This is a genomic window from Mucilaginibacter sp. KACC 22063, assembly GCF_028736115.1.
GTDB lineage: Bacteria > Bacteroidota > Bacteroidia > Sphingobacteriales > Sphingobacteriaceae > Mucilaginibacter.
In genome coordinates this window covers 2,040,518-2,054,851 of sequence record NZ_CP117877.1, presented here as the reverse complement: position 1 = coordinate 2,054,851, position 14,334 = coordinate 2,040,518, and the positions used below count along the sequence as shown (strand labels likewise).

The 14,334-nt window shown below is 42.5% G+C and carries 14 protein-coding genes; 3 read left to right on the top strand and 11 right to left on the bottom strand.

The window, feature by feature from the left end:
- The first annotated feature begins 602 nt into the window (after positions 1-602).
- Together PQ461_RS09095 and PQ461_RS09090 are read left to right on the top strand one after the other, a co-directional pair.
- Positions 603-3,194: a KAP family P-loop NTPase fold protein gene (locus PQ461_RS09095; protein ID WP_274303492.1), complete on the top strand. Its 2,592-nt coding sequence runs from the start codon at positions 603-605 to the stop codon at positions 3,192-3,194.
- Positions 3,195-3,501: 307 nt separating this feature from the next.
- Entirely contained in the window at positions 3,502-4,437 is a 936-nt protein-coding gene (locus PQ461_RS09090) for a hypothetical protein (RefSeq protein WP_274303491.1), read from the top strand.
- Between the two features lie 707 nt (positions 4,438-5,144).
- Here PQ461_RS09090 and PQ461_RS09085 read toward each other — a convergent pair.
- From PQ461_RS09085 to PQ461_RS09060, 6 genes are all read right to left on the bottom strand, one after another.
- Positions 5,145-5,525 carry a hypothetical protein gene (locus tag PQ461_RS09085; RefSeq protein WP_274303490.1) on the bottom strand — a complete coding sequence of 127 codons (381 nt, stop codon included), beginning with the start codon at positions 5,523-5,525 and terminating at the stop codon, positions 5,145-5,147.
- Between the two features lie 16 nt (positions 5,526-5,541).
- On the bottom strand, positions 5,542-5,796 hold the full coding sequence (locus PQ461_RS09080; RefSeq protein WP_274303488.1) for a hypothetical protein: 255 nt from the start codon (positions 5,794-5,796) through the stop codon (positions 5,542-5,544).
- Positions 5,797-5,837: 41 nt separating this feature from the next.
- Positions 5,838-6,899, bottom strand: coding sequence for a DUF932 domain-containing protein (locus PQ461_RS09075; protein ID WP_274303487.1), 1,062 nt, complete (start codon positions 6,897-6,899; stop codon positions 5,838-5,840).
- A gap of 5 nt (positions 6,900-6,904) precedes the next feature.
- Entirely contained in the window at positions 6,905-7,072 is a 168-nt protein-coding gene (locus PQ461_RS09070; RefSeq protein ID WP_274303486.1) for a hypothetical protein, read from the bottom strand.
- Between the two features lie 3 nt (positions 7,073-7,075).
- Positions 7,076-7,204, bottom strand: a complete 129-nt coding sequence (locus PQ461_RS09065) for a hypothetical protein (protein WP_274303485.1) — start codon at positions 7,202-7,204, stop codon at positions 7,076-7,078.
- 71 nt (positions 7,205-7,275) lie between these two features.
- Positions 7,276-7,590: a hypothetical protein gene (locus PQ461_RS09060; RefSeq protein ID WP_274303484.1), complete on the bottom strand. Its 315-nt coding sequence runs from the start codon at positions 7,588-7,590 to the stop codon at positions 7,276-7,278.
- On the opposite strand from PQ461_RS09060, the gene PQ461_RS09055 reads away from it, so the two are divergent.
- Entirely contained in the window at positions 7,583-8,311 is a 729-nt protein-coding gene (locus PQ461_RS09055) for a hypothetical protein (RefSeq protein WP_274303483.1), read from the top strand. The genes PQ461_RS09060 and PQ461_RS09055 overlap by 8 nt on opposite strands.
- A 137-nt stretch (positions 8,312-8,448) precedes the next feature.
- Here the strand turns inward: PQ461_RS09055 and PQ461_RS09050 are convergent, their stop codons facing one another.
- The 5 genes from PQ461_RS09050 to PQ461_RS09030 all read right to left on the bottom strand — a co-directional run bounded on the left by PQ461_RS09050 (position 8,449) and on the right by PQ461_RS09030 (position 14,156).
- Positions 8,449-10,482: a hypothetical protein gene (locus tag PQ461_RS09050; protein ID WP_274303482.1), complete on the bottom strand. Its 2,034-nt coding sequence runs from the start codon at positions 10,480-10,482 to the stop codon at positions 8,449-8,451.
- A 10-nt stretch (positions 10,483-10,492) separates the two neighbouring features.
- A complete protein-coding gene (locus tag PQ461_RS09045) occupies positions 10,493-11,092 on the bottom strand; it encodes a hypothetical protein (RefSeq protein WP_274303479.1) in 600 nt (199 codons plus the stop codon).
- A 775-nt stretch (positions 11,093-11,867) separates the two neighbouring features.
- On the bottom strand, positions 11,868-12,788 hold the full coding sequence (locus PQ461_RS09040) for a hypothetical protein (protein WP_274303478.1): 921 nt from the start codon (positions 12,786-12,788) through the stop codon (positions 11,868-11,870).
- A 15-nt stretch (positions 12,789-12,803) separates the two neighbouring features.
- Positions 12,804-13,649 carry an XAC2610-related protein gene (locus PQ461_RS09035; protein WP_274303476.1) on the bottom strand — a complete coding sequence of 282 codons (846 nt, stop codon included), beginning with the start codon at positions 13,647-13,649 and terminating at the stop codon, positions 12,804-12,806.
- Between the two features lie 30 nt (positions 13,650-13,679).
- The gene (locus tag PQ461_RS09030) at positions 13,680-14,156 is read right to left on the bottom strand and encodes a hypothetical protein (RefSeq protein WP_274303473.1); all 477 of its coding nucleotides are present in this window, start codon (positions 14,154-14,156) and stop codon (positions 13,680-13,682) included.
- Between the last annotated feature and the right edge of the window lie 178 nt (positions 14,157-14,334).

Genomic DNA, 14,334 nt, shown 5'->3' with positions numbered 1-14,334 from the left:
TCAAATAGACTGACTTACAGGAACTAATGGTTTTTCAAACTACGGAAAATCGTCTGACAATGGCTGCGGAGAGCAAGTCGAAACATCAGATCATACTAATCCGAGTGATAAATATCTATAACCAGAAGCGTCGTATCTTAAGAACACTGTTGATCAGTTGTCGAGTAGTAAATATTTTTGAATAAATGGTCGTTGAACGACTGATCAATTTCGTCCTGACCTTCTCTATATCATTGAATTTCTCGACAGTTTAGCTCCAGTTTCATTAAGGACAAAGCCGTCGGATAAATAGTATGAAAAGTTGAATCTTCAACGGCTTTGCGGTAACACGTAAAGTCCCTGATTGCATCAGGCATAGTCTACCGGGAATTGGCAGGATCACACTCGCGACCGCGAAGGAATTACTTCGGAGGATGCTAGGTAGGCGGGCGACGGCGGGAACAGCAGGGCTGCGGATCGCTTCCTCTTATCTTACCAAGATCCCCGCGAATTTGTTAAGCGGCCCCACGACAGTTCGGGTTGTTGATTTTGTCAAGCTCAAACAATCGCTCAAGGAAATATAATCCCTACCTTTAGGTGGCCATAACAGGCTGCGATACCTAATGCCTCAGGACAATTTAAAAACAACGAACGAAAACTGGCTGATCCGGCTGCGCAAGCTGCTCACCCATCAATGCCTCATCGGCTATGCCCTGCCGCTGCTGATCTTTATCCTGCTACACCATTCGATCGAGGAGTTTCTAAGCTTACTTGTTGTGAAGCCATTGCTTTCTAAGATCGGTTCAACCAATATCAACAATGCTCTTTTCTTCCTGGTGGCAGGATATGCGCTTTTGCTGTTTATTTCTAGGGCCAACCGCTTTGTACCCTCTGGCAAAGCATTTACCTTGCAGGTCATCCTTATGGCTATTTACTTGTTCTACCGTAATCATCAAACGGTTTGGCAGCTTCAACCGCTCAAAGGTTTCACAGTATTTTATTACACCGACCTTATTTTTGAGATCGTTCTTCTCAATGGCATGTTGCTGCTTCGGCAGTCACTGCCTGCGAAAAAAATCGAACAGGCGCAGGGTTTTCATGACGACGGCTCGCTGGGCAAAAACAAGCCTGACCTGCTGGGTTACGAACCCTATGTCCGGACACTGTCATCCCGTATTTTACAGACGAATCCTGAAACCGCCATCGCCGTCGGCATAAACGGGCGCTGGGGCAGCGGTAAGACCTCTTTTTTTGATTTGTTGAAGCGACACATGACCGATGTGGAAATTATCGTAATCGATTTTGATCCCTGGAACTCGCTAAGCCCTAAATCCATCATCAAGGATTTTTTTGAAACGGTCCGGCGCGCCATCCGGCCCTACCATTCTCAGTTGCCGCGCCTGCTTGATAACTATACGGATAAGCTGATCAATTTACACAGCGAGGGCTTGGGGAAAGTTGCCAAAGAATTGAAAAGTGTTATCGTACCCGGGAGTTCACTCAATGATCTCTACGAGCAGATCAATAAAGAAATAAAGGCCATCGGGCGAAAGATCATAATTTATATCGATGACCTCGACCGCCTCGACAAGGAAGAGATCGCCGAGGTGATCCGGCTGATCCGTAATACAGCCAATTTCAGCTATACCTTTTTTATCGTTGCCTACGACCGAGGTTATGTGCTGAACGCGATCAAGTCAATGAACGCTTTCAATCATACCCACTTCCTCGAAAAGATATTTCAGATCGAAGTAAACCTGCCCTATTTTAACCCAGCGATCATACAGCGCAAACTGGCCGACCTGTTAAAGGTCTATTATCACCAGGAGTACCATGAGACCATCGAAAAAGAGATCGTCAGCATCGGTTCATCCATCCCGCAATATTTTGCGGGCTGGATCGAAACATTGCGGGATGTTACACGTCTGAACAACGGCATTACGCTCAACCTTGACCAATTGCTGACCGAGGTCGTCTTCTCCGAGTTTGTGCGGTTGGAGATTCTAAGGCTTAAATTCCCATCGGTCTATGAAGCATTTTACAGGAACACGACCACATTCCTTTATATCCCAGATAAGCACAACAGCACCAATGGTTACCAGTTGAAATCGATCGGTGACGAAAGCGAAAAAATGCTCGGGCTAAGCAAGGAACACAGTGCTTTTGAGCTGTTTCTGAGGCAAAACGCTGAGCGTCTTTCCGTCGAACAGTACGAGATAGGTCAGATCGTCGCGCTCCTGGACGGCCTGTTTGGCGTAAGCCGGCTGACCGCGCGTTTTCGGAGCCATTTGTCGGTGGTACATCCGAGCCGCTTTGAACTTTATTTTTCCTACAGCTTACTGGAAGGCAAGCTCTCCGAAGCCGACTTCGTCCGAGCCACACAAGGAGACATCACCAGCTTTAAAGCGCAGATCGATCAATGGAACCGGAAAAATATGAATTTTGAGGTGCTAAGGCGCTTCTTACAACTCGGCAATTTCAAGGACCGGAAAGAATTTGAGACTGTTGTCGCCGGCATATTTTATTTTGCCCGGCAGTCAGACAACAATAGCCAGTTTGGCTATGAGGACCGCCAGCTCGCCAATTTGCTCAGAGACGACAGACAAAGGCTTTCTAAAAAGTTTTATAACGGGAAGCAGGAAGATTATGCAGCATTTATCCAGGATCTTTTCAGCGACGCCGTCTATCCCTTCACGTTCGACAGTACGTTTCTGGAATACCTCAATAAAAGCTTCGATCCGGCTTTTCCTATTGATCTGGATGATAGATTGCTTATGGTAATTGATCTGTTCCGGCGTTATGTCAGTAATTTTGCAGGCTGGGACTATAATCTGTGGCGCCTGTACCATGCATGCTCCTACAAGGACTGGACGCCTACCGGCGAAGGATCTTACCGCGGCGAGACAATTTATCCGGAAGAAGCGAACCGCGTTATGACCGAAACCATCGGCAAGCAACTGGAATCCTTCCTGCCGATGATCATCGACTTTCCGCCATTCGTCGATGACCAGATGTACTTCAGTGGTGTCATCAAAACCATCTTCGGCAGTTACGAGTCGTTTGGAGAATTTCTGGATAAATATGAGGGGCCCACAACACCTGCACTCGTTGAATTCAGACAATTTTATCAAAAGCTTGCCGAAAATAATTTTGCAAATGCGGTTACGTTCGAATTTAAAAACATCAAAGTGGTTAACCGGGGAACAGTAAACTGACCTATTCTCAGTAAACCAAATAATTTTTCACTCCGCCCATCTTCGCTGGTTACCGACAAATTTCTTGACGTTCCCTGTCTCTTCCGCGCTTACAAGCTTAAACCACCCCGACATAAAAATGTCACTAAATGACTTTCCTCGATTGTCCATGCTTCTACCAACAGCGACAGACCAGTAGTTAAGGGATATTCGATTGTCTTTCAAATACGAGCGCGACTACGCTTTGGTGACGACATATTTAATTACGTAAGAGGATAGTAATTGACCAGGCCAACGCAGGTAGTTAACTTAGCTTGAAAAAAGATATATGATCACATCGCTTAGTTATTGCTCCGCGCAACTGGAAAAGATCGACGAATTATTACTAGATGAGGAAAATGTGATTCCGCTGAGCTATCATCGACACAAAGTCGAGTTCCGCCATACGGAACGGACCTATAAAAACATATATAGAAATAATTTTATCGGCTTCCCGGTCGATGTGGTAGCGAGTGCGGCAGAGATTTATATTCCCCAGGATGAGATTATTAACTATCATAAATACCATGCAATTCGCAATAAAACGAGCGAAACTATGTTGTTACAAATGATCGGCAATACTAGTGATATGGACCTGCGTGAATTAGTTTCCAGTATGATCCATGAGAAAGTGATGAATCTGTCGTTTGAACTAAAAAAAGCACTCAAATGGTCCCGCTGTTGTTATTGGTTTGCAGGAGTTGATGATAATATCACGATGCTTCGCAATGTATTGAACTTATATGTAACGACCCGTCAAAAGGATGACGTTCAAGTTGCCCATTTGGGAGGTATACGTTTACCCAAGCAAATTTCGGACCTGATCACTGATATTTTTATTATGTATTTGTCGGACCGCCTTGCCATGCTGGAACTGACCGGAGTGGAAAGTAAATCCGTCATCACGATGGCTACAAACGACGGCAGTAAATTAAAGTGGCATGGTAAACAGCAACACCTGGCAGAACTTTATCTCGAACTGGAGAAAAAGGGTTGGCTGAGCGATCAGGGTTTGAGCAAGAAAAAAGTGGCGGCTTTACTTTGTCGCTTATTCGATCTTTCCAACACGAAGCGCCATCCTGATTCTAATTCGGAAGATAGCCTTTATCAGTTGTTAAAAGGCGAAACCGATAAAGCAGATAAATACAAGCGCAAGTATTTTACTGACCAGCCCAAGTACGAGCACCAATTTGATGACATAAGATATCAACATCAGTCTGACTAACCAGCTGGAACCATCACGATGGAACAATTACCGCCGGTCGATCAGGTGCGCTTTTATTTCTATTTACAATGGGTGGGCGATATGCATTGTCCGACGCTTTGAACAACAACTGACCTCGGATTATGATCAGGAAGAATTAACGGATAAATTTATTACTTGCGAAATTGCCTGCGATCGGATGGTTTAGAATTGACCGCATCGGAATTTCAGTGTTGATAAAATTGCACATGAGCCTGAAACGACCTAAATCCTTAACAAATTGCGATTCAAAATTCGGTAAGAAATACGGTGGGATTTAAATCTACTCATTTGTAAACATTGAATTAATGGGATTGCGTTCTCCTAAAAATTGACTTACAAAAAGTTATCATAAGCCTTTCGCGCGCCACTAACAATGCCGCATAACGCCCTTTTTGGCCTCAAATAAGGCGATATGAGGCATTATCAAAGAGCGGCAATGGTAGGCTTCCGTGTCAGCCTACCTACCCTTAAAGCGACTTATTTAAGCTTTAGAACGCTAAGGCTAAAAGTCAAATATTTGCCGAATTAATAAAAAATCCCGGCCAGTTGTTTAGTATGATCTGACGGCTTGCGCCGTCTGCATACTGGAAAAGCTGAAATAAGGTTATTGTGAAATTATTGAGGTTCAATCGCTCATTATCAAACCATTGGTCGTATAGACACTTTTCATTTGCCATAACAAAGGATTAAAGATTAAATAATAAGTCAACCGCCTTTTTAAATTTTTCGTCTTGGCAACTGTGTGCAGCATATTTGACAACGCGGTCATTGACGAATATCACCGTATAATCAAATGAGCCAAAAAGCTGTTCAGAAAATATTTTACTGCTTTTAACCAAATTCGGGCGGTACTTTTTTATTCGCTCATTCACCTGCTCGGATAATTGTAACCACATATCAAAGGTCATTAAACCGAAATCACATGTTCGGCGGTGTTCATCCTGATTGGTTTTCAGATCGTCGCATACCGCTTGTATGCGGTCTAAAAGTGGTGCTATTTCTTCCGGAAGAAGCTCGTGTAATAATTTGGCTTTATCTATGTTGGTGAATTTATTTAATGGTTTCATGATCTTTAAATTGAGGTTATTCGATAATTTGGATATTATCACAATCCAGTGATTCCAGTAAATTAAGGATGGCTTTTCGAACCTGTGTCGTTCCTTCGGAAAACTGTTTATCAGTTTCATCCTTAAAAACTGAAACAGGGTAAAAAGGCTCTTTACCATCAGGGGTTACCCATTGGGGTGTAACATCCTTTAAAGCCTTTTTAAATATGTTGGGTAACTGATCGCCTTTTATGGTGGCAATACAAACTATATTGTGGCGATGGATAAGCATAATCAAGATTTTATTATGGGGGCATAGCCCCCCGTTAAATTTTAATTTAAAATGTTGGTGCCATACTTGGCAAAGTCGGTACAAAGGTTAAAGGCCGCTTGGTTCTTTTGCAGCCCTGTTCCCTGCATAATGGATTTTAGTTTACTTTGGTCGTCCCGGTAATTTTTGACATTTTGAAAGTAGCCGGTGACTGCGTTGTACATGCCGAACAACGTACCTTTTGTATCTTCCTGCTGTTCAGGGCTTGTCATAGCATAATCAAAAACGCCCGATACCATGTTGGTAAACTGGCTGGTAAATTCTACCTGCTTACCTTTTTTGATATCCTCGGAAATTTCCCGGTTGGGCGACATAGTAAGTTGTATCAACTTCTTTAATACAGGGTCGGTAATTCGCACCCTTACCCATCGGTTAAAAACCGCTTCCAATTCAACCGAAAGTTGGTTGCTGATACCAAGCATTTTGTGTGCCTCTTTCAGTTTATCGGTAGCACTTGCCGTATGCCTTATTTTGATGCAATTCACATGGTTGTTTAAAGCAGCGTTAAGCGTGTTCTGACAAACTACTCTAATCGGTGTAAAGGCAATAGTAATACTCTCCGTTGTATCGTGAGAGGTCGTTAAAAACAAATATTTCTCTATGCAGTCATCCCGCCCAACCTTAATATAATCGGGTAATTTAGCGGTGATAAATATTCGTTCCCCGTTTTTGCCTAATGCCCCCGCTGTTTCGTACAAAATGCCATCTTTACCGCCAACAATGCTGTCAAAGAAGCTAAAAGCGTCAATATTTTGCACTACTTCATAATCTTTGCCTACTATGCCTAACGGCTGCTCAATGTCGGTGCGAACAGTAGCAAAATAGTCGGGTATTTCGATTTCCGGGATAACGATTTCGTTATCGGGGTCGGCTGTAAAATTTTCGGTGTCATAGGTAAACAGTGGCCGTTTTTCAACGGTGAAATTTAACCCTGCATATCCCATTGCTTCGGCACTTGTGGGGTAGTCGCTGACGATCTGCCCTAGCCCGTGCCATGCTTTTTGTTTAACAGAGAAAAAGCATGGCATCCCTGTCTGCTCGTTATAATTGATATTATGTGCCATGATGTTTAAGATTTTAATTTGTAATCCATTAATTGAGTAGAAATGACCTTTACATTTTTGGTGTCGCTAATAGATAATTTTGCTTTGCCCTGTAACTCCGCAATAGCCTCATGCACGTTTTTATGCTTGGTGGCTATGGTCGCTTTGATTAATAAAAAAATGGTGTCCTGCATAACCTAATTGCTGTAAGCGTTCAAAAACTCGTTAAATTCAAATTGATATAATGCAGGGTCGGAAACTGCCAACTGCTGGGCGTAGCCAAACCAAAATATTTGGTTGGTTAGTTCAATGAATAATTCTAACATGACTTAAATTTTTGAGGTTAAAAATTTAGAACGCCCTATGTGCCGCTGATACATAGGGCGTTATTTTCAGCTTAAGAGGGAATTACAATTTCGGCTTCGATCTCTGCCAGCTTTTCAACGCAAAGGCTATTTACATACTGCGCAACGTGATCAATAATGTAGGCGTTTTTGGTCACGAACTCGTTACCCTCATCGTCTGTTATCGTTAATTCGCAACGGTAGAATTTGTTAGTACCTGTTACATCCCCGTCCTCGTTTGAGGCGATGGTAAACGTATCAAGGTTATCAATGGTAGCCTTTAGCTTGTCACGCTGTGCGATTTTCTTGCTAAGGTCACTAACAAGCCTTACCGTTGTATCAAGGTTAAAAACCGGCTTAGTGCTCATACAGTCTTTTACTTACAATTACCCATACCGCGAAGCAGTGATCACGGCGGTTGATCGCTGGAAGACCCATTTCACTTATCTTCAGCAGGAGATTCTGGAAAACCTGATCATACTGGACGAACCTGCGCGTAAATCTTACCTGAAACGACTGACGCTCGACTGTGAAAATCATTTGAAACACGCACAAGTTACCATAGCCGACCTGGACGACTGGCTGACGCAATATCAGACTGATGTTTGGGACACGGTTGATCCGTATGCTTTTATCAAAGCTGAATTACACGAGATCTTGGCCAGTGAACCCGAAACGTTCAAGGAGAGCTTACAGCCAGGCGTGAACCCGGCTTCGACTACGATCCGCTATGCTTTTTATAACTATTTCTACGGTCATTTCCTGAGCGAAGCGCTGACCTTTATTGAAGCCCAGACGATTATTTCACCCGTCAATTTCCCTAAACTTAAAACAAAGCTGACCGTACCACAACTGTCCTATTTATTCCGCCTGCTCATGGATGAAGACATATTCGATCAAAAAACGAAAACCGAAGTTCACCGCTTTATAGCCGCAGCGTTTGAAACCAGCAAAGCCAACCAAATCAGCGCTGACAGCGTTAAAAATAATATGGATAACCCCGACGCGAAAAGTATCGACCATATTCAAGGCAAACTCATTCACATCCTGCAAACGGTTCAAAAAGATAAAAAAGACCTGGGCAAATAGCAGGGTTGCGCAACCCCACGCAACTACCCTGATTGATAATCCCGAAACATTTTTGTAACGCACTGTCACTTCAGCGCGCTAAAAAATGAAAAGGAGACTAAAGCATAACCAATTAATAATTCAACTCGTCCGTCTGATTACTTTGTTACTTGATCATTATTGGAAGTAGGCGCTTCAGCTCCCTCGTCGTTGACCAGAAAATAGCTTTGCGTGTAGGCCGTATACGACGGTAAGATGTGTTCGAAGAACATTTTGCCGAATAGTCCGGTAGCGATCACCGAATCTTGTTGGGTAGTGTTGTGGGTGACTTGGATGGCTTGGTGGTTAAAGATGAATGCGCCGTGGTCTTTTTGGCCTTCGACGGTTTTCATTGTTTCCTTTTTAGATAACCATTCGGCTTTCATGTCGAATGCTTCAAATAGCTGCATATACGGTTCCAGTTCGAGCATAAAAAATAGCTTGATACGGCCGAATAGAATATCAAAGAGAAAGTGTTTGGGGAATGGCAGGAAAAGCAAGGGTCGGTGTAAGGATTTGATGATGGATATGAAGTCTACGATTATGTACTTTCCGCCATGATGGTCGCCCAGCGATTTTAAAATTAATGGACCGAGGTGCCGGAAGGAGCCTTTATATAAAGCGACATGCAGACATTTTTCGATCACATCGTAAGCCCACATATTGCGCGTTTTTAGTTGTTCATATAAGGCATGCAAGCGGTCACGAAATAAAGGGGTTTCTTCTTGTGGCGTAATGATCCTAACCGGCTTACCCGAGGAATCTTTGCCTTTATCCGTACTTAGGATTTCCATCAAGGAAAACATTTCGCCGACTTGTTTGAGGTTACGGTCTAGTTGTTGAATGCCCTTGTTATCGAGTTTGGTATCCTTGAAAATTTCTTCCATGGACTTATCAGATTTGAACAAATCGTCCATCACCTTTAAAATCTCATGATTTTTTTTCCCTTGCTTGACTTCGACAAAATGCAATGCAGCTTTACCGTCCGTCATTAAAATATCGCCGGCCTGGATATAAGCTGAAAGGTCAGTGATCAGCGCGAATGCCAAGGGATCTTTGTTAAGTTCCTTCGCCGCTGCAATGACCGACTCAATATTTGATTTCAATAACTTCTTTTCGCCCTTGACACCATGATAAAGTCTTCTGGCAATATACAATTGGCCTTTAATAAGTTGCCAGGCAATGGTGTCAACCAAATGCCGCAGCACTGCTTCCTGATGATGAATCAAAGTGAGCTGATCTTCCAACTCATCAACCCGCGGTTTATCTTTTTTGCGGTTTAAAGTCCTTAATTCCGAGTCTAAAGCATCGGCAGTCGTTTCTAGTGCCAACATTTTAGCCAGAATTTTGTCCTGCGCTAATTTGAAACCCTCGTGTACGTTGGTAATAAAAGTGTCTTTGTTGGCTTTGATTTCGGCCTGAAATTCCTCATACGTTTTGGCCTGCGTAGCGACGGTTTTCTTCATGCCGTACTCGCAGATAAGGTCAGCGATCTCGATCACTTCTTTTTCAAATTCAGCCATGGCGGCTGCTCTGGCCAATCGTGCCGGCCGTAAAGCGTCCAGCTTTTCAATGGCTGCATCCAAATTGTCTGTTACCGTATGCTTAAATATTTCGCCTGCGTAGGCTTCGGTCAATGGTGTTTGGATACCGTTTTTGATGGCATTCCTTAGATACCGTACCCCATCCAGGCCTTTGTTGCCCGCCTCTTCTAAAATAGACTGAACGGCGAAGCCTGCTAATATCTGCGGCGAATTGACCCCAATGTTGGATGGAATGGACGTATAAATCACCTGATCAATACCTTCGAAGTTTGCTACCCGTATCACACTAACCGCATTTTTACCGGGTGCCTTAGATCTGGGGTAAGGTTTGCTTTTGCCTTTTTGGCGAGTTTCTCTCCGCCATAACATATCCTCGGCTTGCTCCAGTGTCACACCAGTCTTTAAAACTAGAATTTGTGCGTTGACAGGCGCGCCACCGTCCGCAACCGGAATGAGCGTTGGCGCATCATTGCGGGTACTGCTTAACCTCGCATATTCGATACTGAATGGCGTCTGACACGCAATTCGCAGAACAATCAAAGGTCCGATCTCTTCGCCTGGCTCATCGATCAAAGAGCCATAGGCAATAATTCCGATAGTTACTGCCATGATCATTAAGTTAGTCGCTCATCAGGCGATTGGAATAAAATCCCGAGAGCAATTTGGTATTTCTTTTTAACTCTTGAATTTTTTCTTTGAAATCGAGTGTCCCTTCCATTGAGCCCAAGCGAAAGCGAACCACGATTTTTTCACCCCATAGCTTGTCGGCGATCTCATTGGCTTCTAAAATCAAAGGCAATAAGTGATTTTCAAAGTCTAAAAACTCGTCAAAATTCAGGTCTTCATCATAATTAAGGTGGCCAATGCGTTTATTGCGATGCTCGCTTTTTAATTCGTTTAAGTTTTTTCGAAACGTTTTTAAGGTTTCCTTCAATTCCCGGGCAGCTGTAGGACTGATATTGCTGCGGGCGTAAACCGCATAAGCCTCCCGGAACGAATATTTGGAACTATCATCGTCAAGATTGGTCAAATGCAAAATGATGCCATTCTCCAGATACCGCAAAGCGATCATTTCTTCCAAGATAAATGCCCGGCTGGTTTCCTGCCACAAATACGCGAAACGATTATACTTCCGTATGAAAAAGTTCACACAAACATCCAAGTCAAGTATTTCAACCCGAAGTGATGCAAAATGCTGCTTTTGTTCTTCTGACAACATACTCAAATATAGTAGTATGCTTCGGCTTTTGAAGAGAGATGTAGCTTCAATACTTAGGATAACGTAAAAATCATATCTTAAAAAGTATAAGTAATAGACCGATAAAACCTCAAATAATATGCGTGGTCATAATTAAATAATAGCATAATAAAGCAACTATCTCCTTTCCTGCCTGAAAAGTTAAATTCTTATTCTATACCTAAAACCCAATGGTATAAACATCATACCGCTCCAAAATCGCTTATTTTGGCCAGCAGGGCACAAAAGTGATGTGGATTTAGTACCATAGAGTTCACCTTCGGTGACCTATGGTACTAACCTCAAAAAAAATTGAACAGCATTCTTTCCAAGGTTCAATTGGCCCGGCAGCGAGCTACATCCGATATTTCAAAGCAGTTTAAAGCAAGTTATGGTTATACTCCTGAGGCTGGGTTAGAAACAGATTTTAACTGATTGGCTACTTCGATTTCCAAATCCGTTCGATATGCTGAATGATCGAACAATACATGCTATCAATAAAGGATAACTGAACATTATCCACATTACTTCATTATTTTGATTATACCTAATTCTGGTATCGACTTGCAATAGAGTAAACCTCCAAAAGATAATTACTCCGCCATTTAAAAATATGCGCCTGGTCGGGCTCGAAGCAATCCCTTATCTTCCTAATTGATATAAACTTACAAGTCACGTATGGATCTGAGGTGCCGTTTTGGTGTTTTTGAGCAATCACACCATGGCTACTGCCCGGTTTTTCGGGAAATAAAATGTTTTAGTCATTTAAACGATCAACTTTCCGAAATTTTCTATCGGCTTGTAATTGGTAAGTTACCGATGAACTTTCCACTTGCGGATCTTTTATATATCCTGTTATGTCGCCCTGCTCATTGTAGGTGTAGTGTTCAATCTGATGTAATTTTAGTTTGATAATTCCTGTTTCTTCGATCCTAAAATCCCGATAGTATTCAACTTCAAAAATGAACCGACTGTCCAAAAGTAACGCATCTTGTAGTTGGCCTTCCTTATTGTAGCTGTTGAGTTGAATATTTAAGACAGGGCTATCATTCTCGCCGGTTACATTGTAAACGATGATCTTGCAATCCGTCCCTGAAAGTTGAAATCTAGCTGCTGTCAGATACCGGCCGCCAGGTTTTATCTCATACCCAAAAGGACTTTCCTGAAAGTGTGTTCCGGTATCAGCATAAATTTTGAGGTCATATCCCGAAGGAACTACCAAAGTGTATTCCCTGGTTTGCGGATTTTTCTTATAAAACTTTTGAAATTGTTGAGACGTAATTGGCCATTTAATGGTTGCGGACTTTGATAAGTCTCGCTCATTATTTTGTAATTGTACTTTTGGTATTGGTAAAAGAAAAATGGTATCATGGCCGTTTCTGAAGCGTTCGGTCATCTGTTCACCCGAATGAATGATGATCGTTTCTGAGGTGTCCGGTATGTATCCATTTTTAGAAAAGGTGATATCATCGGAAACCGCATCATTATCTTCAACAACAAAGTATCCATTTTTATCAGACTTAACTTGTTGGCCGTGATATTTCACGATAACACCCTTTAATGGGACATGCTTTTCGTTGTCATAAATGTACCCCTTGTATTCCCGCTTTCCGCATGAAATGAGTAAAAGTAAGCACGTTGTTGAAATGTATAAGATGTCGGCTAAGGGCTTTTTCATTCTGTTCATAAGGCTTTATCTTTTCTCTGAAGAGCGTAGCCAGATCAATTGGTTATTTTTATTTATGCGGTAAATATCCTGCCACCAACTAGCGCCGCCCCGGCAAGCGGTGTACAAAAGTTTTTCCTTGGGATTCAGCGTTACATCACAAAGACATGAACATTTTGCGCGGGCGTCCTTACTTTCCTGCAATTCCTTAAAACGTTTTGTTGAGGGATCATACAGCCAGATGTTAAAGGTTTGATAAACACCCATGCCGGCATCCGGAACCGAAAATGCTACGTCGTCATAGCCATCAAAATTGTAATCTTTGATATAACATGATCTCCTTGCGTCCGGCGCATCCAGTGAAAGGAAATTAGGTGTGATGACCTTACCATCCGGATAAGTAAACATGAATTGATCATCTGCACTCGTCCAAGCAAAAGTGATGAGTACGTTGTGGAGGAGATATTTTTGAATTTCGTCGGGTGAGTCATTTTTAGCAGACCCTGTCAATTTAAACCGCCTGCCATCTTTATTACGCACGTACCAGGCGTCTGTTATCTTGCCTGATTGTTCTACTACCCCATAGCTCCCCGTAATCTTTCCATTCATCAATTCATCCCACTCATAATAATATCCTTCAGGCAGCTTATTTGTATTTGTTAGCACGCTGGTTGTGAACTTTTTTAGCCTTAAAGCTAAATAGCCGGTTTTGCCCTTATACTGAACTAGGGCTGCTTTTCCTTCATCGGTGCAATAAATGCGCAAGCTAAATGGTTTACTCTCTTCAACAGATGCCAATTCAAACGACTTGGCATTAGCGATGGCTGTAAGCATAACTAAATAAACTACAGTGCTAAAAATTTTTCCGATCATATGGTCAGCAATCAAATAGTTTATTGGGTTCTAACACGGAAACCACCAATGCATAAAATATAGTTTTCCATTCTTAATGAAAAGGTTAATGTGCCCGTCAGACACATTGTCATCATCTTCTCTCAACTGCAACACCTGCAGTTTGCCCTCACCGGCTACATCCATTATGCCGATATGTTTAGCAGCGTTAGGAAATATCCTGCGTAGATCGGCCATTGTTGTATTTTTATTAAGCGTGTGGTTCTTAAAAACTAAAAAATCACCTTTTTCAAATCTTATCTCGTCAATAGCAACTTTACGCTGCGAACATTCAAACCTCGAACCATTCTTATAAAGATACTTCACCTCAGGATCCACTGAACCATCGGCTTCCTGAAAAATATTTGTACAGGGTTCTATGTCGCTTAGTAGTTGCGAACTGTCCGGTTTACCGAGTACCGACGTAAACTCATTTAAAGTGAAATAACGTTTGAGTCTCCCGTTCAGGAGGATGTCTTTTTCAGCCATAACTTCTATGACTGTGTTACCGTTCTGAGCTTTCCGGCTATCCTGTTGGGATCGTGATACCCTTTTCTGAACGTCTTTTAAGCTGTCTTGCGTTTGTTTAGTTTTTCTTGATGTATCAACGGGATTTCCACCGCAGGACACTATGGACAAACAAAACAGAAAGCTTACAAATATGCCT

What these genes read in the sequence shown, in the direction of transcription:
- PQ461_RS09095 (WP_274303492.1), top strand. Translation starts at nt 603, where the DNA reads ATGCCTCAGGACAATTTAAAAACAACGAACGAAAACTGGCTGATCCGG.
- PQ461_RS09075 (WP_274303487.1), bottom strand. Translation starts at nt 6,899, where the DNA reads ATGGCACATAATATCAATTATAACGAGCAGACAGGGATGCCATGCTTT.
- PQ461_RS09085 (WP_274303490.1), bottom strand. Translation starts at nt 5,525, where the DNA reads ATGAAACCATTAAATAAATTCACCAACATAGATAAAGCCAAATTATTA.
- PQ461_RS09040 (WP_274303478.1), bottom strand. Translation starts at nt 12,788, where the DNA reads ATGAAAAAGCCCTTAGCCGACATCTTATACATTTCAACAACGTGCTTA.
- PQ461_RS09050 (WP_274303482.1), bottom strand. Translation starts at nt 10,482, where the DNA reads ATGGCAGTAACTATCGGAATTATTGCCTATGGCTCTTTGATCGATGAG.
- PQ461_RS09060 (WP_274303484.1), bottom strand. Translation starts at nt 7,590, where the DNA reads ATGAGCACTAAGCCGGTTTTTAACCTTGATACAACGGTAAGGCTTGTT.
- PQ461_RS09035 (WP_274303476.1), bottom strand. Translation starts at nt 13,649, where the DNA reads ATGATCGGAAAAATTTTTAGCACTGTAGTTTATTTAGTTATGCTTACA.
- PQ461_RS09045 (WP_274303479.1), bottom strand. Translation starts at nt 11,092, where the DNA reads ATGTTGTCAGAAGAACAAAAGCAGCATTTTGCATCACTTCGGGTTGAA.
- PQ461_RS09030 (WP_274303473.1), bottom strand. Translation starts at nt 14,156, where the DNA reads ATGGCTGAAAAAGACATCCTCCTGAACGGGAGACTCAAACGTTATTTC.
- PQ461_RS09080 (WP_274303488.1), bottom strand. Translation starts at nt 5,796, where the DNA reads ATGCTTATCCATCGCCACAATATAGTTTGTATTGCCACCATAAAAGGC.
- PQ461_RS09070 (WP_274303486.1), bottom strand. Translation starts at nt 7,072, where the DNA reads ATGCAGGACACCATTTTTTTATTAATCAAAGCGACCATAGCCACCAAG.
- PQ461_RS09065 (WP_274303485.1), bottom strand. Translation starts at nt 7,204, where the DNA reads ATGTTAGAATTATTCATTGAACTAACCAACCAAATATTTTGGTTTGGC.
- PQ461_RS09090 (WP_274303491.1), top strand. Translation starts at nt 3,502, where the DNA reads ATGATCACATCGCTTAGTTATTGCTCCGCGCAACTGGAAAAGATCGAC.